The organism is Streptomyces sp. NPDC127038 (assembly GCF_042725875.1).
Classification (GTDB): Bacteria; Actinomycetota; Actinomycetes; order Streptomycetales; family Streptomycetaceae; genus Streptomyces.
This window is the reverse complement of sequence record NZ_JBHXDQ010000109.1, coordinates 1-19998: the sequence shown is the minus strand read 5'-3', so window position 1 is coordinate 19998 and position 19998 is coordinate 1. Positions and strand designations below refer to the sequence as shown.

Here is a 19998-nt window from a genome sequence, read left to right as displayed (position 1 = left end):
CGGTTACATTCCGAACCCGGAAGCTAAGCCTCACAGCGCCGATGGTACTGCAGGGGGGACCCTGTGGGAGAGTAGGACGCCGCCGAACAAATTTTGTGAAAACCCCCGTACCGGGGATACCGGTACGGGGGTTTTCTGTGTTCAGGGGTCATTTCCCGGCCGACGACGTCTCCGGTTTCCGGCCCCTTTCCGCTGCTACAGCCGGCCCGCGGATTTCAGGGCCAGATAGGCGTCGGCGAGGGCCGGCGCGAGGTCGTCCGGAGCCGCGTCGACGACGGTGACCCCACGCCGGCGCAACGTCTCGGCCGTACGCCTCCGTTCGGCGTCCGCCTGAGCCGCCGACGCCGCCTCGTACACCGCGTCGATGTCCCCCCGGGCCTTCGCCATCCGCGCCACCTGCGGATCCGCGACCGATGCCAGCAGCACCGTGTGCCGCTGCGTAAGGCCGGACAGCACGGGCAGCAGCCCCTCCTCGACAGGGGCCGCGTCGAGAGCCGTCAGCAGCACGATCAGGGAGCGGCGCGGAGTCGTCCGCAGGGCCGTCGCGGTCAGACCGCGGGCGTCCGTCTCGACGAGCTCCGGTTCGAGCCCGGCCATCGCGTCGACCAGGGACGGAAGGACGTCACCCGACGGCCGGCCCTGGACGAGGGCGCGTACCCGGCGGTCGTAGGCGAGAAGGTCCACGCGGTCGCCGGCGCGGGAGGCCAGGGCGGCGAGGAGCAGGGCCGCGTCCATGGAGGCGTCGAGGCGCGGCGCGTCGCCGACACGACCGGCGGAGGTGCGGCCGGTGTCGAGGACGAGCAGGATGTGCCGGTCGCGCTCGGGACGCCAGGTGCGTACGGCCACCGTCGACCTGCGGGCCGTGGCGCGCCAGTCGATGGAACGGGTGTCGTCACCGGGAACGTACTCGCGCAGGCTGTCGAACTCCGTTCCCTCACCACGCGTCAGCACACTGGTGCGGCCGTCGAGTTCACGCAGCCGGGCCAGCTTGGACGGGAGGTGCTTCCGGCTGGTGAAGGGGGGCAGGACCCGTACGGCCCAGGGGACTTCGTGGCCGCCCTGACGGGAGAACAGGCCGAGCGGGCCGAACGAGCGGATCGTGACCCGGTCGGCCCGGCGGTCGCCGCGGCGGGTGGGGCGCAGACGGGTCGTCACACGGCGGCGCTCGCCCGCGGGGACCGTCAGCCGGTGACGGGAGGCCTCGACCTCGGTGCCGGGTTCCCAACTGCTCGGCGGCCAGGCGTCCCTGAGGTGTGCGCGCAGCGGACGGCCGGAGGGATTGGTGACCGTGAGGGTGACGTCGGCCGACTCCCCCAGGCGCACCGAGGTGTCACCGGAACGGGTGAGACCGAGACGTCGTACGGGAGCCGCGAGGGCGGCGTCGCAGGCGCAGGCCAGGGCCAGGGGGACGTTCACTGCGAGGATGCCTGTCCAGCTGGGCCCCCAGATGCCGACGGGGACGGCGCCGAGGGCCGCCAGGAGAGCGGCGCGTCCGGTGAGTGCCATCAGCGGGGGACGGGGACGTGGGCGAGGATCGCGTTGATGACGGAGTCCGCCGTCACGCCCTCCATCTCGGCCTCGGGGCGGAGTTGGACACGGTGACGGAGCGTCGGCAGGGCCAGCGCCTTCACGTCGTCGGGGATGACGTAGTCGCGGCCGGTCAGCCAGGCCCACGCGCGCGCGGTGGCGAGCAGGGCGGTCGCGCCGCGCGGGGAGACCCCGAGGGTGAGCGACGGCGACTGGCGGGTCGCGCGGCACAGGTCGACGACGTAACCGGTGATCTCGGGAGAGACGGCCGTCTTGGCGACCGCGGCACGGGCGGCTTCGAGATCCGCGGCACCGGCGACGGGACGAAGTCCGGCGGCGCGCAGATCGCGCGGGTTGAAGCCCTCGGAGTGGCGGGTGAGGACGTCGATCTCGTCCTGGCGGGAGGGCAGCGGGATCGTCAGTTTGAGCAGGAAGCGGTCCAGTTGGGCCTCGGGGAGCGGATACGTTCCCTCGTACTCGACCGGGTTCTGGGTCGCCGCGACCAGGAAGGGCTCGGGGAGGGGCCGGGGGGTGCCGTCGACGGTGACCTGGCGTTCCTCCATCGCCTCAAGCAGCGACGCCTGGGTCTTGGGAGGAGTGCGGTTGATCTCGTCGGCGAGCAGGAGATTGGTGAAGACCGGGCCGGGCTGGAAGGAGAACTCGGCGGTGCGGGCGTCGTAGACGAGGGAGCCGGTGACGTCGCTCGGCATCAGGTCGGGGGTGAACTGGACGCGCTTGGTGTCGAGTTCCAGCGCGGACGCGAGTGCGCGGACGAGGAGTGTCTTGGCCACTCCGGGGACCCCTTCGAGGAGGACGTGTCCGCGGCACAGGAGGGCGACGACGAGTCCGGTCACGGCGGGGTCCTGGCCGACCACGGCTTTGGCGATCTCGGTGCGCAGGGCCTCAAGGGACGAGCGGGCGGCGCCCGCGTCCCCGGAGTACCCGGTGTAACCGGCGTTGTCAGTGGTCGGGTCCATCATGAAATGCGTACCTCTCTTTCGAGGGCGTCGAGTTGGTCGGCGAGGGAGACGAGGGCCGCGTCGTCGCTTGGCGGCGGCCCGAACAGGAGCGGGAGCAGGGCCTGTGTGTCGCCGTCGAAGTGGGCGGCCAGAGCGGGGAGAAGGGTCTCGGGCGCGTGTGCCTGGGCCGGGGAGACACCGACGAGGGGGGCGAGGCGGATGCGGGTGGCGGAGCGCAGAGCGGTGGCCGCGCGGTCCCGGGCCGACGCCTTGCGGTAGAGGCGGGCGCGGCCCTCGGCGGTCTCGGAGGCGCGGATCGCGACGGGGAGCCGTTCGGGTACGAGGGGACCCATGCGGCGTGCCCTCCACAGGGCTGCCAGGACGGCGGCGATGAACAGCTGGAGCGTGCCCCAGAGCCAGCCCGAGGGGAGCAGGTCGAAGAAGCTCCGGCGGCCGGTGCCGGTGGCCGAGTCGTCGGAGAGCGAGGGGAGGTACCAGACCAGATGCGCGCGGGAGCCGAGGAGTTGGAGCGCGAGCGAGGCGTTGCCCTGCTCGTCGAGCCGGTCGTTGTAGAGGATGTCGGGTGCTCCGAGGACGACGGTGTCGCCGTTCCCGGAGCGGGCCGGCACGCGCAGGAGCGTCGGCAGTCCGTCGCTCGGGTAGCAGGTGTCGGCGTCGGGTTCCGTGGTGGTGTAGCGGATGCCGCCCGTGTCGGCGCCGCCCGCGCGGAGGGCGGCGGGCAGGGCGCAGCGGGGGGCGAGCGTCGAGTCGAAGCTGGCCGCGGGGTCGGCGGTGACGCCGGGGGCGAGGGTGCCGACGGAGGGCGCTCCGGGGGCGACCAGGACCGTACGGCCGCCGGAGCGTTCCGTCGCCGAGTGCAGAAGGTCCTGTTGATGCTTGGTCAGCAGGTCGGGGGCCGCGATCAGCAGGGTGGTGCCGGGGCCGGCCGCGGAGCGGGCCTCGTCGAGGGTGGTGACGACACGGGTGGAGACTCCCCGTTCCGCGAGGAGCCGGGCGAGCGCGTGGCTGCCGGAGGGGTCGGCGGAGCGCGGGTCGAGGCGTCCGTGCCGGGCGTCCGAGCGGACCGCGGCCATCACGACGGCGGCCACCAGCAGGAGGACGAGGGCGAGGACGATTCCGCGCGAGCGGGTCCACAGCCGTCGGGCCGTCGGCGAGGTCGAGGTCGGGGCGGGCGCGAGGGCGGCCTCGGTCATGAGGCGGCCCCGCGGCGGCTGTCGTGGGCCGTGTTCGGGTCAGTGCCGTGGTGGCTGCCGTGGCTGCTGTCCGTGAGTACGGGCCTGGTGCGCTCCAGGTCGCGGTCGAGCTCGGTGAGCCGCTCGTACGCGCGCGGGTCGCCGGTGCGGCCGCCGTACGTGATGTCGTCGAAGTCGCGTGCCGAGGCGCGCAGCCGGTCGGCGTGGGAGGGCAGGGGGCGGCCGGCCTCCGCCGCCGCCTCGTCCGCGGTGCGGCCGGGGCGCGGATCGAGGAGGGCGCGTTCTTCCAAGGACCGTACGACGGCGCGCATGCGTTCCTGGACGGCCTGGTTCCAGTGGCCCTGGGCGGCGTGCGCCTCCGCGGTGGCGCGGTGCTCGGCGGCGCTCCTGGGGCGGTCGTCGAAGAGGGTGGCGGACGCTGCGGGGGTGCGGTGCGGGGTGCCCAGGCGCCACCACAGGGCCGCCACGACGGCCGCCACGGCGAGCGCGATGACGACGAGTCCGAGGGTGCCGCCGGGTGTCGCGGCCGAGGCGGCGCCGAACAGCCGGTCGACCCAGTCCCAGAAGGCGTTGAGGGCGCGCTGGACGAGGCCGGGGTCGTTCTCGTGGTACATCCGCTTGGACAGTTCGCGTCTGGCCGCCTCGCGGGCGGCCTCGCGCGGTGTGGTCACCGGTGGTGTGCCGCCCCGCGACAGCGCGAGGACGGCTGTCGCACCGGCGCGCGGTCCCGACAGGACCGCTGTCACACCGCCGTGCGGCCCTGTGAGGACCGCTGCCATGCCCCTGTGCGGCCCCGCGAAGACCGCCGTGAGAACTCCCCCCGCCCCGTTCACCGCATCAGCTCCCCGGTGTGGTGCCGGAGGCCTCGGTGCCGTAGTCCTGGAGGCCGGCGGCCCGGGCGAGGTCGAGGTCGAGGGCCTCGCGGCGGATGCGCCGGTCGATGTACAGGAGCACCGTGACGCCCGCGGTGATCGGGAAGGTGATCATGGATCCGATCACCGAGCCGATGCCGCTGACGATGAGGAAGGTCCAGCCGAGGTCGCCGCCGGAGCTGTCCAGGAAGCCGGCGAAACCGTCGCCGCTCAGGGCGGCGGCGAGGACGGCGAAGGGGATCACGATGATCGACGCCACGATGTTGGCGATGACCGTGGCGAGCAGCTGGATGCCGAACACCCGCCACCAGGAGCCGCGGACGAGCTTCGCGGAGCGGCGCATCGACTTCACGATGCCCTGCTTCTCCAGCATCAGGGCGGGAGAGGCGAGCGAGAAGCGGATCATCAGCCAGAGGGCGACGAAGCCCGCGGCGAAGGCGCCGAGGATCGCGAGCGCGATACCGCCGTCGTGCGAGCCCGCCGCCACCGCGAGCAGTCCCGGCACCGCGCCGACGGCCATGATCGCGAGGGCGATGAGCGGGAGCAGCAGCGTCAGGCCGAACAGCTTGGCCAGCTGGGGGCGGGCGTCCTGCCAGGCCTCGCCCGTGGTCACCGGCTTGCCGATCACGGCGCGGCTGGTCACCGAGGTGAGCAGGGCGGTGGCGACGATGGTGCCGAGCAGGGTGACGAGCAGGACGAGACCGGAGCTGAGCAGCGTGCTGCCCATGGCCCGGGCCAGCTCGCCGACGGTGGCGCTCGGATCGTCGAGGGCCGACGTGTCGGCGTTGTCGTTCAGGACGAGGCCCTGGAGCAGGATCACGGCGATCTGCGTGACGACGGCGACGGTCAGGGAGATGCCGAGGACCGTGCGCCAGTAGCTGCGCATGGTCGAGACGGCGCCGTCCAGGATCTCGCCGACGCCGAGCGGGCGCAGCGGGATCACGCCGGGACGGGCGGCCGCCGGCTGGTGGCCCCAGTTGCCGCCCCAGCCCGCGGGCCCGCCGGGTCCCGGGCCCGACCAGCGGCCGTGCCCGCCGCCCGGGCCGCCCGGGCCGGCGGGGGGCCGGGCGCCCCAGCCGGCGCCGGGTGCGGTGGTCGGCGGGGTCTGCGCGGGAGCGTGCGCACCAGGCGCGGACCACTGGCCGGGCGGAGGCTGTTCCTTGGACCACTTCGAGGGCTGCTCGGGCGGGTTCGCTCCGTCCTGGTCCGCGGGGCCCGGAGTGCCGGAGTCCCGGTCCGTGGGCCCCGGGGTGCCGGACGTGTCCGGCTCCTTCGCGCCGGAGGGGGCGGATCCGGGCGACGCCCAGCCCGGAGTGTCGTTCATCGTCGCTCCTTCACGGTGCCCGTCCCGCGGTCGCGGCGGCAGGTTGACAGCCATCGTGTCACGGCGTGCCCGCCGGGGGACGGGCCCCGTATGGGCTGCACACCTTCAATTGTCCGCCGGATACGGGGCAGACTGAGTGGATGGCCGATCACTACGCGCAACCCCGCGAGGACAGCGGGCCGACGGAGATACCCGCGATCCGCTGGCACGAGCCGCCAGAAGGTCCCGTGGTGGTCCTTCTCGACCAGACGAGACTTCCCGCGGAGGAGGTCGAGCTCGTGTGCACGGACGCTCCCGCGCTGGTGGAGGCGATCCGTACGCTCGCCGTGCGCGGGGCGCCGCTGCTCGGGATCGCCGGGGCGTACGGCGTCGCGCTCGCCGCCGTACGCGGCTTCGACGTGGAGGAGGCCGCCCACGCGCTGGCCGCCGCCCGGCCGACCGCCGTGAACCTCGCGGTCGGGGTGCGCAGGGCGCAGGCGGCCCACCGTGCCGCGCTGTCCGCGGGCGGGGACCAGGCGGCTGCCGCGGCTGCGGCGCTCAACGCGGCCCGGGTGCTGCACCGCCAGGACGCCGAGGCGAGCTCCCGCATGGCCCGGCACGGGCTGGCGCTGCTCGACGAACTGATGCCGGGCGGCGGCCACCGGGTGCTCACGCACTGCAACACCGGCGCGCTGGTCTCCGGAGGCGAGGGCACCGCGTTCGCCGTGGCGCTCGCCGCGCACCGGGCGGGGCGGCTGCGTCGGCTCTGGGTGGACGAGACGCGGCCCCTGCTCCAGGGCGCCCGGCTGACGGCCTACGAGGCGGCGCGCTCCGGGATGGCGTACACGCTGCTCACGGACAACGCGGCGGGCTCACTGTTCGCGGCCGGTGAGGTGGACGCGGTGCTCATCGGCGCCGACCGCATCGCCGCCGACGGTTCCGTGGCCAACAAGGTGGGGAGCTATCCGCTCGCGGTGCTCGCCAGGTACCACCACGTGCCGTTCATCGTGGTTGCGCCGGTGACGACGATCGACCCGGACACGCCCGACGGCGGATCCATCGAGGTCGAGCAGCGCGCGGGTCATGAAGTGACGGAGATCGCGGCTCCGCAGGTGCCGGTGGCGGGGGCCGAACCGGGAGGGGGTATACCTGTGGCACCCCTGGGGACCCAGGCGTACAACCCGGCGTTCGACGTGACGCCGCCGGAGTTGATCACGGCGATCGTCACCGAAGAGGGCGTAGTTTCGCCCGTGACGGCTGAGGCGCTCGCCGAGCTGTGTGACTTGTCACGCCAGGTAACGATTTAGTTAATGGGATGATGTCGTTTATGAAGGGACGAGTCCTTGTCGTCGATGACGACACCGCACTGGCCGAGATGCTCGGCATTGTGTTGCGTGGTGAAGGTTTTGAGCCGTCTTTCGTAGCCGACGGCGACAAGGCGCTGGCCGCTTTCCGCGATGCCAAGCCCGACCTGGTGCTCCTGGACCTCATGCTGCCCGGACGGGACGGCATCGAGGTGTGCCGCCTGATCAGGGCGGAGTCCGGGGTGCCGATCGTGATGCTCACGGCGAAGAGCGACACCGTCGATGTCGTGGTCGGCCTCGAATCGGGCGCCGACGACTACATCGTGAAGCCGTTCAAGCCAAAAGAGCTGGTGGCCCGGATCAGGGCGCGGCTGCGCCGGTCGGAGGAGCCTGCCCCCGAGCAGCTGTCGATCGGCGATCTCGTGATCGACGTGGCCGGTCACTCTGTGAAGCGGGAAGGCATGTCGATCGCGCTGACGCCGCTGGAGTTCGACCTCCTGGTCGCCCTGGCGCGCAAGCCGTGGCAGGTCTTCACGCGTGAGGTCCTGCTGGAGCAGGTGTGGGGCTACCGGCACGCGGCGGACACCCGTCTGGTCAACGTGCACGTCCAGCGACTGCGCTCCAAGGTCGAGAAGGACCCGGAGCGCCCGGAGATCGTGGTGACCGTCCGAGGCGTCGGATACAAGGCAGGACCGAGCTGACATGTCATTCGACAGTGCCGCTTCGGCGTCCGCTGAGCAGGGGGATCGTTCGGGGCGGCCTGTCGGCCGGAAGATGAAGGGCTCCCGCTGGGAGCGGTTCTTCGAGGGAGGGCTGTTCCAGGGAGGGGTCCAGGGCAGCCCGGTCCTCCGGCTGCTCATACGCTGGGTGCGCCGTCCGCTGCTGCCCGTGATGCGGCTGTGGCGGCGCAACATCCAGCTCAAGATCGTCGCGACGACGCTGCTGATGTCCATGGGCGTCGTCCTGCTCCTCGGCCTCGTGGTGATCGGGCAGGTGCGCAACGGTCTGCTGGACGCCAAGGTGCGGGCGTCGCAGAGCCAGGCCACCGGCGGTTTCTCGGTGGCCAAGCAGAAGGCGGACTCCGCGGCGACGGCGAACGGCGACGACGGTTCGGCCGGGGACGGCCGGTCGAAGAACGTCAGCCAGTGGATGACCGACCTCGTCGTGTCCCTGTCCAGTGGAGGACAGGGCGCGTTCGACGTGGTCACGCTCAACTCCACCGTCTCGGGCGACGGCACCGGCGGTCTCGCACCGCGGTACTCGGGCCAGGTCGACCCGACCGTGAGCGTTCCCGAGAACCTGCGTGCCCGGGTCGACAGGAGCACCGCGGCGGCGCAGAGCTACACCCGTGTCGTCTACAAGGACGGCAAGGAGTCCCAGCCGGCGCTGGTCATCGGCAAGCAGGTCAGCGACCCCAACGGGGACGCGTACCAGCTCTACTACCTCTTCCCGCTCACGCAGGAGGAGAAGTCGCTGAGCCTGGTCAAGGGCACGCTCGCGACGGCCGGACTCTTCGTGGTGGTGCTCCTCGGGGCCATCGCCTGGCTCGTGGTCCGCCAGGTCGTCACCCCGGTGCGGATGGCGGCCGGGATCGCCGAACGGCTCTCCGCCGGGCGCCTCCAGGAACGTATGAAGGTCACCGGCGAGGACGACATCGCGCGCCTCGGCGAGGCCTTCAACAAGATGGCCCAGAACCTCCAGCTCAAGATCCAGCAGCTGGAGGACCTGTCGCGGATGCAGCGGCGGTTCGTCTCCGACGTGTCGCACGAGCTGCGCACCCCGCTGACCACCGTGCGGATGGCCGCAGACGTCATCCACGACGCCCGCGTGGACTTCGACCCGGTGACAGCGCGGTCGGCCGAACTCCTCGCCGACCAGCTCGACCGCTTCGAGACGCTCCTCGCCGACCTGCTGGAGATCAGCCGGTTCGACGCGGGCGCGGCGGCCCTCGAAGCCGACGCCATCGACCTCAGGGAGGTCGTGCGACGGGTGGTCGGCGGCGCCGAGCCGCTCGCCGAACGCAAGGGCACCCTCATACGTGTCGTCGGCGACCAGCAGCCGCTGATCGCCGAGGCGGACGCGCGGCGCGTCGAGCGCGTGCTGCGCAATCTCGTCGTCAACGCCGTGGAGCACGGCGAGGGCAAGGACGTCGTCGTCAAGCTCGCCGCGGCGGGCGGAGCGGTCGCGATCGCGGTCCGCGACTACGGCGTCGGGCTCAAGCCCGGCGAGGCGACCCGGGTGTTCAGCCGCTTCTGGCGGGCCGACCCGGCACGCGCGCGTACCACCGGCGGAACGGGCCTGGGCCTGTCCATCGCCCTGGAGGACGCGCGGCTGCACGGCGGCTGGCTCCAGGCCTGGGGCGAGCCGGGCGGCGGCTCGCAGTTCCGGCTGACCCTGCCGAGGACGGCGGACGAGCCGCTCAGGGGATCACCGATACCGCTGGAACCCAAGGACTCGCGGCGCAACCGCGGACTCGACGACGCCGGGCTGCCGCACGGCGGCACCACGAAGCGCGCCACGGTCCCCGTGCAGCAGGCCGGGTCCTCGGCGGATCCGATGGCGCAGCGCGGGGCCATGGCCCCCCGGCTGGCCGGGGTCCCGCCCACGGCCGATCCGACGGCGCTGCCGGGCAGCGGAGCCCGTGTGGTGCCCCGGCCCACCGGGGCGCTGCCCCGCCAGCAGGAGACATCCGGCACCGGCCGGGAACGGACCGCGCAGGAGCGGGGGCGGGACGGCGACACGCCGGAGGAGCTCGGACATGGGGAGGCATTTCGTGGGCGCTGACCGACGGGGGAGCGGTGTCCGCGGACACCGTGCGGTACGCGTCCTGGTGTACGCGGGTTGTGGCGCCCTGCTGCTGGCGGGCTGCGCCTCGATGCCGGACAGCGGGGATCTGCGCGGGGTGGAGTCCACCCCGCGCCAGGACCCGCAGGTCCGCGTCTACGCCGTGCCGCCGCATCCCGGCGCCTCGGCCGCGGAGATCGTGCAGGGCTTCCTGGAGGCGCTGACCAGCGACGACGCCAAGTACGAGACGGCCGGCAAGTACCTCACCGACAGCGCGCGCAAGACCTGGGACCCCTACCGTTCGACGACGGTCCTCGCGGACGCGCCGGAGCCCGTGGGAGCGCCCTCGGGGACCAAGGACGGCAGCCATGACGTCCTGTTCCGGCTGAACGGCAGCAAGGTCGCCACGGTGGACAGCCGGCACGCGTACGGGCCGGACTCCGGTCAGTACAGCGGTTCGGTGCATCTGACCAAGCTGAAGAGCAACAAGCAGTGGCGCATCGACGGACTGCCGCAGGGCGTGGTCATGGGCACGTCCGACTTCCAGCGGAACTACGTGTCCGTGAACAAGTACTACTACGCCTCGAACGGGCCCTCCGGGACGGGCGGCCCCCTGGGGACCGTCGCCGACCCGGTCTACGTGCGCGCTCAGGTGGACCCGATGACGCAGATCGTGCGCGCGCTGCTGAAGGGCCCCACGAGCTGGCTGGACCCGGTGGTCAGGTCGAGCTTCCCCACGGGCACGGAGCTGAAAAACGGTGACGTGTCGCTGTCCCCCGACGACCAGAACAGCGTCACGGTGCCGCTGAACGCGCGGGCCGACCGGGTGGGAGGTACCCAGTGCCGGCAGATGGCGGCCCAGATCCTGCTCACCCTCCGGGACCTGACGCCCACCGGCGTCGACGAGGTGGAGCTCCAGCGGTCGAACGGCTCGCAGCTGTGCGTGCTGACCAAGGCGAGGGCCGAGAGCGTCGCCTCGCACGGCACGGGCGAGCACCCGGAGTACCAGTACTTCATCGATCACGACCAGCGGCTCGTACGGATGCCGGGCGGCAACCGTGACAAGGAGCCCGAGGCGGTGCCCGGCGCGCTGGGCGAGGGCGGCAAGAAGCTGCGGGCGGCCGCGGTCTCGCGTGACGAGGACACGGCGGCCGGAGTGTCCGCCGACGGCCGCAGCCTGTACGTCGGGTCGCTGGTGTCGGGCGGTTCGCTCGCCGAGCCCGTGGTCCGCAGCCAGGGCGCCACGGTCGACGACCGGCTGACGACGCCGAGCTGGGACGCGCGGGGCGACCTGTGGGTGGCCGACCGCGACCCGAAGAACCCCAGGCTGCTCCTGTTGCAGAAGGGCGCGGGCCAGCCCGTCGTCGTGCAGGCGCCGGAGCTCGACGGGCGCATCCAGGCGGTACGGGTGGCGGCCGACGGCGTGCGCATCGCGCTGATCGTCGAGAAGAACGGCACGAGCTCGCTCCAGATCGGACGCATCGAGCGGTCCAAGCCGGACGAGCCCGCCGGGGCCTACATCTTCGAGCCGCGTTCCATCGCGCCGCAGCTGGAGGAGGTCACGGCCATGTCCTGGGCCGGGGACAGCCGCCTCGTGGTGGTCGGCAGCGAGAAGGGCGGGGTGCAGCAGATGCAGTACGTCCAGGTCGACGGCTCCACGCCGCTGGGCACCTCGCCCTCGGCGCTGGCCAACGTCAAGGAGATCGCCGCGTCGGAGGACGAGCAGCTGCCTCTGGTGGCGCACTCGGAGACGGACGGCATCGTGCGCCTGTCGGCGGGCGAGCAGTGGCAGAAGGTGGTCAAGGACGGGACGGCGCCGGTCTATCCCGGCTGACGCAGTAGGCGTTCGCGGTGCGCGTTCGCGGTGGGCTCGTCCGGTCTCCGGGCGGGCCCACCGCCGTTTCGGGCGGTCGGTGCGGACCTGCTCCCGGCGGTTGTCCACAGACGGTTCCGCCGGGTTTTCCACAGGGGTGGCCGGGCGGGCCGGGCGTTGGCACAGTGGTGGCCATGCGGGGGTGGTGGCGGGATCTCACGGATCTGGTGCTGCCGGCCGAGTGCGGAGGCTGCGGCAGGCCTCGCACGGTGCTCTGTCCCGAGTGCCGTGCCGCCCTGACAGGGGCCGCTCCGTGCCGGGTGCGACCGGTGCCCGAGCCGGCGGGGCTGCCCGTGGTGCACGCGGCGGCTCCCTACGGGGACGAGGTGCGCGCCATGCTCCTCGCCCACAAGGAACGGGGTGCGCTGGCGCTGGCGGCACCCCTGGGCGCGGCCCTGGCGGGGGCCGTGCGGGCGGCTCTGGGGCCACGGGGGCACCCGGACCCTCCGGGGCGGCCCACGGCCCCGCAGGTACGGCCGGGGCCCGGGAAGGGGGCCGTACGGCGGCCCGTGCTGCTCGTGCCCGTGCCGTCGGCGCGGCGGGCGGTCCGGGCGCGGGGACACGATCCCGCGCGTCGGATCGCGCTCGCGGCGGCCGCGGAGCTGCGGCGCACGGGGACACCGGCCCGGGTGCTCGGTGTGCTGCGGCAGCGGCGGCCCGTGGCCGATCAGTCGGGACTGAACTCCCGCCAGCGGGCGGCGAATCTGGCGGGCGCCCTGGAGACCGTCGCCGGGGGCGGCCGGCTGCTGGCCGGGGGCAGCAGGGTCGTGCTGGTGGACGACCTGATGACGACCGGGGCGTCGCTGGCGGAGGCGGCGCGCGCGGTGCGGGCCGCGCAGTCGGGTGCGCGGGCGCTGCGATGGACGGGTGAGAGGAAGGAGTCGATGGAGGTGTACGGGCGAATCGCGGGTAGGGAGCAGGCCGGAGGCAGGAGCGGGGACACCGTCGGATCGGCGGTGATCGCGGCGCCGCCGGACGCCTTCGAAATAAACCGGAACTGACCGTGAACTTGCATCGTTGCAGGTAACGAGAGGGTCAATTCACCTGAACGGAGGTACGTATCAGTAGAGGGTGACGACATCCGTCCGGGCGAGATATGTTCGGTTGTGAGGCAATGGCGCAGGCCGTACCTCGCGCATCCGAGTGCCGAAGCGTGACTTTCCGGCAATCACCCGCATCGGTGGGGTGGAGATCTTGTCCTTGGGGGAGGAGGAGGTGAAAGTCACCGAGTCCGAGGTTCCGGGGCTCACCGGAGCCTGGTGCAAAAGGGAGATGCTCCGCCTGTGGAGCGGGGCTATCCGGGAACGGAGTTCTGCGTGGACATCGTCGTCAAGGGCCGCAAGACCGAGGTGCCCGAGCGGTTCCGCAAGCACGTGGCCGAGAAGCTGAAGCTGGAGAAGATCCAGAAGCTCGATGGCAAGGTGATCAGCCTCGACGTCGAGGTGTCCAAGGAGCCCAACCCCCGACAGGCCGACCGCAGTGACCGGGTGGAGATCACGCTCCACTCCCGCGGGCCGGTGATCCGGGCGGAGGCAGCGGCAAGCGACGCGTATGCAGCACTCGACCTGGCCGCGGACAAGCTCGAGGCCCGGCTGCGCAAGCAGCACGACAAGCGCTACACCCGTCGTGGGAACGGCAGGCTCTCGGCGGCCGAGGTCGCCGATGTCGTCCCGGGTGCCGCGACCCTGAACGGCAGCGGTGACGTCGTCCGTGACGAGGAGCCGGACGCCGTGCCCACCAAGAAGATCGGTTCTCTGGAGATCATGGGCGAGGGCCCCTGCATCGTCCGCGAGAAGACCCACGTGGCCGCACCGATGACGCTCGACCAGGCGCTCTACGAGATGGAGCTGGTCGGGCACGACTTCTACCTCTTCGTCGACTCCGAGACGAAGGAGCCCAGCGTCGTCTACCGGCGCCACGCGTACGACTACGGTGTCATCCACCTCAGCACGGACCCGATGGTCACCCAGGGCGGGGCCGACGCGCCGGGCGGCGCTCTCGGCGGCTGACCGTCACCTGTGACGGCTGAGCCGGTGCCCCTGGAGCGCGAGTGCGCCCCCAGGGGCACCGGTGTGCGACCACTTCACGTCCCGCTCCGTCACCCCGCCGCCGCCCGGACATGGAATCATGGCCGCACCGGCCCAACCGGTGGGTCGTTGCCTTGGGTTGGCGATGCCACGGAAACACAGGCCACGGCCTTCAGGGGGAGGAACGATGGCGGACAGCTTCGGACCGATGCGTGCCGGCGATGCCGACGACCGGGTCGTCGCCTCCGGCCAGGGCGGGGAGTCCTCTCGCAAGGAGCCCATCAGGGTCCTGGTCGTGGACGACCACGCTCTCTTCCGCCGCGGACTGGAGATCGTGCTCGCGGCCGAGGAGGACATCCAGGTCGTCGGTGAGGCGGGGGACGGGGCGGAGGCGGTCGACAAGGCCGCCGACCTGCTGCCCGACATCGTGCTGATGGACGTCCGGATGCCCAAGCGCGGCGGTATCGAGGCGTGCACCTCCATCAAGGAGGTGGCCCCCAGCGCGAAGATCATCATGCTGACGATCAGCGACGAGGAGGCCGACCTCTACGACGCCATCAAGGCGGGGGCGACCGGGTACCTCCTCAAGGAGATCTCCACCGACGAGGTGGCCACGGCCATCCGCGCGGTCGCCGACGGGCAGTCGCAGATCAGCCCGTCGATGGCCTCGAAACTCCTCACCGAGTTCAAGTCGATGATCCAGCGCACGGACGAGCGCAGGCTGGTGCCCGCGCCGCGGCTCACCGACCGCGAGCTGGAGGTCCTGAAGCTGGTGGCGACGGGGATGAACAACCGCGACATCGCCAAGGAGCTGTTCATCTCCGAGAACACCGTGAAGAACCATGTCCGCAACATCCTGGAGAAGCTCCAGCTGCACTCCAGGATGGAGGCCGTGGTGTACGCGATGCGGGAGAAGATCCTGGAGATCCGCTAGCCGCGCGCCGGGCGTCGCTCGGGGCGCCGCCCGGAGCGATGTCACCCCAGGACGCGGGCCAGCTCCGCGGCCAGGGGCTCGCGCAGGCCGGGGGAGTCCACCCGCTCGACCCGTACGTCCGTGCAGTCCACCCAGTCCGCCGCCTCGGCCAGGGCCTGGGCCACCGCCGGGACCGCCTTCGCGCCGTCCAGCGTGACCTGCCTCGCGACCAGCGTGCGGCCCTCCCGGGCGGGGTCGACCCGGCCGACGAGCCGGCCGCCGGCCAGGACCGGCATCGCGAAGTAGCCGTGGACCCGCTTCGGCTTGGGGGTGTACGCCTCCAGGCGGTGCGTGAAGTCGAAGATCCGCTCCGTGCGCGCCCGCTCCCAGATCAGGGAGTCGAAGGGCGACAGCAGGGTCGTACGGTGACGGCCGCGCGGGACCGTCTCCAGTGCCGCCGGATCCGCCCACGCGTCCCCGGCCGGTCTCGCGGCGCCGGCCTTCCCCGCCGCCGTCCTGCCCCAGCCCTCCACCGTCACGGGGACCAGGCCCGAGTCCGCGATCACCGCGTCGACCTGCTCCAGCCTCAGACGGTGGTAGTCGGCGATGTCCGCGCGGGTGCCGACGCCGAGGGACTGACCCGCCAGGCCGACCAGACGGCGCACGCACTCCCGGTCGTCCAGCTCGTCGTGCAGCAGCGCCTTCGGGATCGCGCGTTCGGCGAGGTCGTAGACGCGCTTCCAGCCGCGCCGCTCCACGCACACCACCTCGCCGTACATCAGCGCGCGTTCGACGGCGACCTTCGTGCCCGACCAGTCCCACCACTCGCTGGTCTTCTTCGCCCCGCCCAGGTCCGTGGCCGTGAGGGGTCCCTCGGCGCGCAGCTGCTTGAGGACCTGGTCGTAGGCGCCGTCGGGCAGGTCGTGGTTCCAGTGCGGGCGGGCGCGGTAGGCGCGGCGGCGGAACGCGAAGTGGGGCCACTCCTCCACGGGCAGGATGCAGGCCGCGTGGGACCAGTACTCGAAGGCGTGCGGTGCCGGGGGCGTGTCGGCGGGCGGCGCCGACGTCCAGTAGGCCTGCTCCACGGTCCTGCGGCCGACGGCGCCGAGCCGGGCGTACGGGATCAGTTCATGGGAGCGGGCCAGGACGGAGATCGTGTCGAGCTGGACCGCGCCGAGGTGCCGCAGGACTCCGCGGACGCCCGCCCTGCGGTCCGGCGCGCCCAGGAAACCCTGCGCCCGCAGGGCGATGCGGCGGGCTTCGTCCGCGGAGAGTTCGGTGGAGGGACGCGGGAGACTCGTCATGCCCACACGTTAGGCGGTGCCACTGACAACCGGGGCGCCTGTGGACGGAGCCGAGGTACCTGGGGACGGAGCCGGTTCGCCGACGGGCGGAACGCGGCGGCGCCGAGGCCGCTCCCGCCCCGGAATCCGGCCCGAAAGCCGGGGCCGGGCCGGGAGCGGGTGCCGGGAGCCGCCACGCCGTTCACCTGGCCGGCAGGTAGGGCGCCGTCGACGGGAGGCCCAGGTCGGAGGGGAGCAGCGAGCCCACCCAGCAGTCCCTGCGGACGCCCTTGTTGTTGATCGCGGAGCGCAGGGTCCCCTCGATGACGAAGCCGGCGCGTTCGGCGACCGCGCGGGAGCCGGCGTTGCCGACCTCGGCACGCCATTCGACGCGGTCGACGGACAGGTCCGTGAACGCCCAGCGCGAGACGGCGACGGTGGCCTCGGTGGTGTAGCCCTTGCCGCGGTGCTCCTTCGTCGCCCAGTAGCCGACCTCGCCGACACCCAGGGAGCGCATGGTGATGGCGATCATGCCGACCAGCTCGCCGGAGGGAAGGAAGACCCCGAAGGCGAAGGCCGAGCCGTCCGCCCAGCCCTCGGGCACCATCTGGTCCGTGAAGCCCGACGCGTGCTCGCGCAGATAGGGCGAGGGGATCGTCGTCCAGCGCTGGATGTCGGGATCCTGGGCGGCCTCGAAGACGGCGTCGGTGTCCTCCACGCCGACGGCGCGCAGGAGGAGACGGTCGGTGGTCAGGGTGACGGGGTCCATCGGCCGATTCTGCTCGGGCATGCGGAAGGACGCCATTCCTTTGCCCTGGGTGACCGGTTCGCTACTTTTCGCTGTGCGGACGCGGCACCTTCGGCAACCCCTGTCCGTTGTCCATGTGGCTGTCCCCGGCAGACCTCCCGGCGCGGTGTGGTCCTCGCTTACGATGGCCGTTGCTCAAGCTGTGATTTGAAACTGTCATTGAAACCGACCGTCCCAGGCCCGACCGGCAAGGAGACAAACCCCCGTGTCCGTCCTCTCGAAGATCATGCGTGCAGGCGAAGGCAAGATCCTGCGCAAACTGCACCGCATCGCGGACCAGGTCAACTCCATCGAAGAGGACTTCGTCGACCTCTCCGACGCCGAGCTGAGGGCCCTCACCGATGAGTACAAGCAGCGGTACGCCGACGGCGAGAGCCTCGACGACCTGATGCCCGAGGCCTTCGCCACCGTCCGCGAAGGGGCCAAGCGCGCTCTTGGCCAGCGTCACTACGACGTACAGATCATGGGTGGAGCCGCGCTCCACCTCGGCTATGTCGCGGAGATGAAGACCGGTGAGGGCAAGACCCTCGTCGGTACCCTGCCCGCGTATCTGAACGCCCTCTCCGGAGCCGGCGTCCACCTCATCACGGTCAACGACTACCTGGCCGAGCGCGACTCCGAAATGATGGGCCGCGTCCACAAGTTCCTCGGCCTCGAGGTCGGCTGCATCCTCGCCAACATGACTCCGGCCCAGCGCCGCGAGCAGTACGCGTGCGACATCACGTACGGCACGAACAACGAGTTCGGCTTCGACTACCTTCGCGACAACATGGCGTGGTCCCAGGACGAGCTCGTCCAGCGCGGCCACAACTTCGCGATCGTCGACGAGGTCGACTCCATCCTCGTCGACGAGGCCCGTACGCCGCTGATCATCTCCGGCCCGGCCGACCAGGCCACCAAGTGGTACGGCGACTTCGCCAAGCTGGTCACCCGCCTGAAGAAGGGCGAGGCCGGCAACACCCTGAAGGGCATCGAGGAGACCGGCGACTACGAGGTCGACGAGAAGAAGCGCACCGTCGCCATCCACGAGCCCGGCGTCGCCAAGGTCGAGGACTGGCTGGGCATCGACAACCTCTACGAGTCGGTGAACACCCCGCTCGTCGGTTACCTGAACAACGCCATCAAGGCGAAGGAACTGTTCAAGAAGGACAAGGACTACGTCGTCATCGACGGCGAAGTCATGATCGTCGACGAGCACACCGGCCGTATCCTCGCCGGCCGCCGCTACAACGAGGGCATGCACCAGGCGATCGAGGCGAAGGAAGGGGTGGACATCAAGGACGAGAACCAGACGCTCGCCACGATCACCCTCCAGAACTTCTTCCGCCTCTACAAGCGCCACGACCACGCCGGCAAGGAACTGCCCGGTCTGTCCGGCATGACCGGTACGGCGATGACCGAGGCCGCCGAGTTCCACCAGATCTACAAGCTCGGCGTCGTCCCGATCCCGACCAACCGGCCGATGGTCCGCAAGGACCAGTCCGACCTGATCTACCGCACCGAGGTCGCGAAGTTCGAGGCGGTCGTCGACGACATCGTCGAGAAGCACGAGAAGGGCCAGCCGATCCTCGTCGGAACGACGTCGGTCGAGAAGTCCGAGTACCTCTCGCAGCAGCTCTCCAAGCGCGGTGTCCAGCACGAGGTGCTGAACGCCAAGCAGCACGACCGGGAGGCGACGATCGTCGCCCAGGCCGGCCGCAAGGGCGCCGTGACCGTCGCCACGAACATGGCCGGCCGCGGTACGGACATCAAGCTCGGCGGCAACCCCGAGGACCTCGCCGAGGCGGAGCTGCGCCAGCGCGGCCTCGACCCCGAGGAGCACATCGAGGAGTGGGCGCACGCACTGCCCGCCGCCCTGGAGAAGGCCGAGCACGCCGTCCGCGCGGAGAACGAAGAGGTCAAGGACCTCGGCGGTCTCTACGTCCTCGGCACCGAGCGCCACGAGTCGCGGCGCATCGACAACCAGCTGCGCGGTCGTTCCGGCCGTCAGGGCGACCCGGGCGAGTCCCGGTTCTACCTGTCGCTGGGCGACGACCTGATGCGTCTGTTCAAGGCGCAGATGGTCGAGCGCGTCATGTCGATGGCGAACGTCCCGGACGACGTGCCGATCGAGAACAAGATGGTCACGCGTGCCATCGCGTCGGCCCAGTCGCAGGTCGAGCAGCAGAACTTCGAGACCCGCAAGAACGTCCTGAAGTACGACGAGGTGCTCAACCGGCAGCGCGAGGTCATCTACGGCGAGCGCCGCCGGGTGCTGGAGGGCGAGGACCTCCAGGACCAGATCCGGCACTTCATGGACGACACCATCGACGCCTACATCGCGGCCGAGACCGCCGAGGGCTTCGCCGAGGAGTGGGACCTCGACCGGCTGTGGGGCGCCTTCCGGCAGCTCTACCCGGTGAAGGTCACCGTCGACGAGATGGAGGAGGAGGCCGGTGACCGTGCCGGTCTGACCGCCGAGTTCATCTCCGAGTCCATCAAGGACGACATCCACGACCAGTACGCGGCCCGCGAGGAGCAGCTCGGCTCCGAGATCATGCGTGAGCTGGAGCGGCGCGTCGTGCTGTCGGTCCTGGACCGCAAGTGGCGTGAGCACCTCTACGAGATGGACTATCTCCAGGAGGGCATCGGCCTGCGCGCGATGGCCCAGAAGGACCCGCTGGTCGAGTACCAGCGCGAGGGCTTCGACATGTTCAGCGCCATGATGGACGGCATCAAGGAGGAGTCCGTCGGCTACCTGTTCAACCTGGAGGTCCAGGTCGAGCAGCACGTCGAGGAGGTCGAGGTCGAGGACTCGCCGTCCCTGGCCAAGCAGGAGGCGGTTCCCGCGGGCGGTGTGCGCCCCGAGATCCGTGCCAAGGGTCTCGACGCCCCGCAGCGGCCGGACCGGCTGCACTTCTCGGCGCCGACCGTGGACGGCGAGGGCGGCATCGTCGAGGGCGACTTCGCCAGCGACGAGCCTGTGCGGTCCGAGGCGGACGGCCTCACGCGCGCCGAGCGCCGCAAGCAGGCGAAGGGTGGCGTGCGGCGCCGCAAGAAGTGAGTGAGGGTCGCCTGCGGCGGGCAGTACCGCGGCGGGCGACCTGACGACGTGGGAAGGGCCGGACCCCCGGAGGGGGGCCCCAACAACC

Annotated in this window: 15 protein-coding genes and 1 rRNA gene; 9 read left to right on the top strand and 7 right to left on the bottom strand. The window is 71.5% G+C overall.

Going from position 1 to position 19998, the window contains the following annotated elements; all coding sequences use genetic code 11:
• Positions 1-88: ribosomal RNA gene (gene rrf, locus ACFWI4_RS39890) — 5S ribosomal RNA — on the top strand; the annotation flags it as partial.
• A gap of 107 nt (positions 89-195) precedes the next feature.
• Here rrf and ACFWI4_RS39885 read toward each other — a convergent pair.
• From ACFWI4_RS39885 to ACFWI4_RS39865, 5 genes are read right to left on the bottom strand one after another with little or no spacing between them, the layout of a single operon-like run.
• Positions 196-1506, bottom strand: a complete 1311-nt coding sequence (locus ACFWI4_RS39885; protein ID WP_387206416.1) for a DUF58 domain-containing protein — start codon at positions 1504-1506, stop codon at positions 196-198.
• Positions 1506-2504, bottom strand: a complete 999-nt coding sequence (locus ACFWI4_RS39880) for an AAA family ATPase (RefSeq protein WP_387206414.1) — start codon at positions 2502-2504, stop codon at positions 1506-1508. The genes ACFWI4_RS39885 and ACFWI4_RS39880 overlap by 1 nt, the downstream gene beginning before the upstream one ends.
• On the bottom strand, positions 2504-3700 hold the full coding sequence (locus ACFWI4_RS39875; protein WP_387206412.1) for a DUF4350 domain-containing protein: 1197 nt from the start codon (positions 3698-3700) through the stop codon (positions 2504-2506). Before ACFWI4_RS39875 ends, ACFWI4_RS39880 begins: the two co-directional genes overlap by 1 nt.
• Entirely contained in the window at positions 3697-4479 is a 783-nt protein-coding gene (locus ACFWI4_RS39870) for a DUF4129 domain-containing protein (RefSeq protein ID WP_387206410.1), read from the bottom strand. The genes ACFWI4_RS39875 and ACFWI4_RS39870 overlap by 4 nt, the downstream gene beginning before the upstream one ends.
• Positions 4480-4537: 58 nt before the next feature.
• Positions 4538-5896, bottom strand: coding sequence for a glycerophosphoryl diester phosphodiesterase membrane domain-containing protein (locus ACFWI4_RS39865; protein ID WP_387206408.1), 1359 nt, complete (start codon positions 5894-5896; stop codon positions 4538-4540).
• Between the two features lie 140 nt (positions 5897-6036).
• On the opposite strand from ACFWI4_RS39865, the gene mtnA reads away from it, so the two are divergent.
• From mtnA to ACFWI4_RS39830, 7 genes are all read left to right on the top strand, one after another.
• A complete protein-coding gene (gene mtnA / locus ACFWI4_RS39860; RefSeq protein WP_385408623.1) occupies positions 6037-7182 on the top strand; it encodes an S-methyl-5-thioribose-1-phosphate isomerase in 1146 nt (381 codons plus the stop codon).
• An 8-nt stretch (positions 7183-7190) separates the two neighbouring features.
• On the top strand, positions 7191-7880 hold the full coding sequence (gene mtrA / locus ACFWI4_RS39855; RefSeq protein ID WP_192582811.1) for a two-component system response regulator MtrA: 690 nt from the start codon (positions 7191-7193) through the stop codon (positions 7878-7880).
• 1 nt (position 7881) lies between these two features.
• The gene (mtrB, locus tag ACFWI4_RS39850; RefSeq protein WP_387206406.1) at positions 7882-9963 is read left to right on the top strand and encodes an MtrAB system histidine kinase MtrB; all 2082 of its coding nucleotides are present in this window, start codon (positions 7882-7884) and stop codon (positions 9961-9963) included.
• Positions 9953-11797, top strand: coding sequence for an LpqB family beta-propeller domain-containing protein (locus tag ACFWI4_RS39845; RefSeq protein ID WP_387206403.1), 1845 nt, complete (start codon positions 9953-9955; stop codon positions 11795-11797). The genes mtrB and ACFWI4_RS39845 overlap by 11 nt, the downstream gene beginning before the upstream one ends.
• A 173-nt stretch (positions 11798-11970) precedes the next feature.
• Positions 11971-12837: a ComF family protein gene (locus ACFWI4_RS39840; RefSeq protein WP_387206401.1), complete on the top strand. Its 867-nt coding sequence runs from the start codon at positions 11971-11973 to the stop codon at positions 12835-12837.
• A gap of 315 nt (positions 12838-13152) precedes the next feature.
• Positions 13153-13845 (top strand): ribosome hibernation-promoting factor, HPF/YfiA family, encoded by a 693-nt coding sequence (gene hpf, locus ACFWI4_RS39835; protein ID WP_385408635.1) that lies wholly within the window; start codon positions 13153-13155, stop codon positions 13843-13845.
• A gap of 205 nt (positions 13846-14050) precedes the next feature.
• The gene (locus ACFWI4_RS39830) at positions 14051-14797 is read left to right on the top strand and encodes a response regulator (protein ID WP_385408614.1); all 747 of its coding nucleotides are present in this window, start codon (positions 14051-14053) and stop codon (positions 14795-14797) included.
• 41 nt (positions 14798-14838) lie between these two features.
• Here the strand turns inward: ACFWI4_RS39830 and ACFWI4_RS39825 are convergent, their stop codons facing one another.
• A complete protein-coding gene (locus tag ACFWI4_RS39825) occupies positions 14839-16080 on the bottom strand; it encodes a winged helix-turn-helix domain-containing protein (RefSeq protein ID WP_385408612.1) in 1242 nt (413 codons plus the stop codon).
• 181 nt (positions 16081-16261) lie between these two features.
• The gene (locus ACFWI4_RS39820; RefSeq protein WP_387206418.1) at positions 16262-16828 is read right to left on the bottom strand and encodes a GNAT family N-acetyltransferase; all 567 of its coding nucleotides are present in this window, start codon (positions 16826-16828) and stop codon (positions 16262-16264) included.
• A 244-nt stretch (positions 16829-17072) separates the two neighbouring features.
• On the opposite strand from ACFWI4_RS39820, the gene secA reads away from it, so the two are divergent.
• Entirely contained in the window at positions 17073-19910 is a 2838-nt protein-coding gene (gene secA, locus ACFWI4_RS39815; RefSeq protein WP_387206398.1) for a preprotein translocase subunit SecA, read from the top strand.
• The last annotated feature ends 88 nt before the right edge of the window (positions 19911-19998 follow it).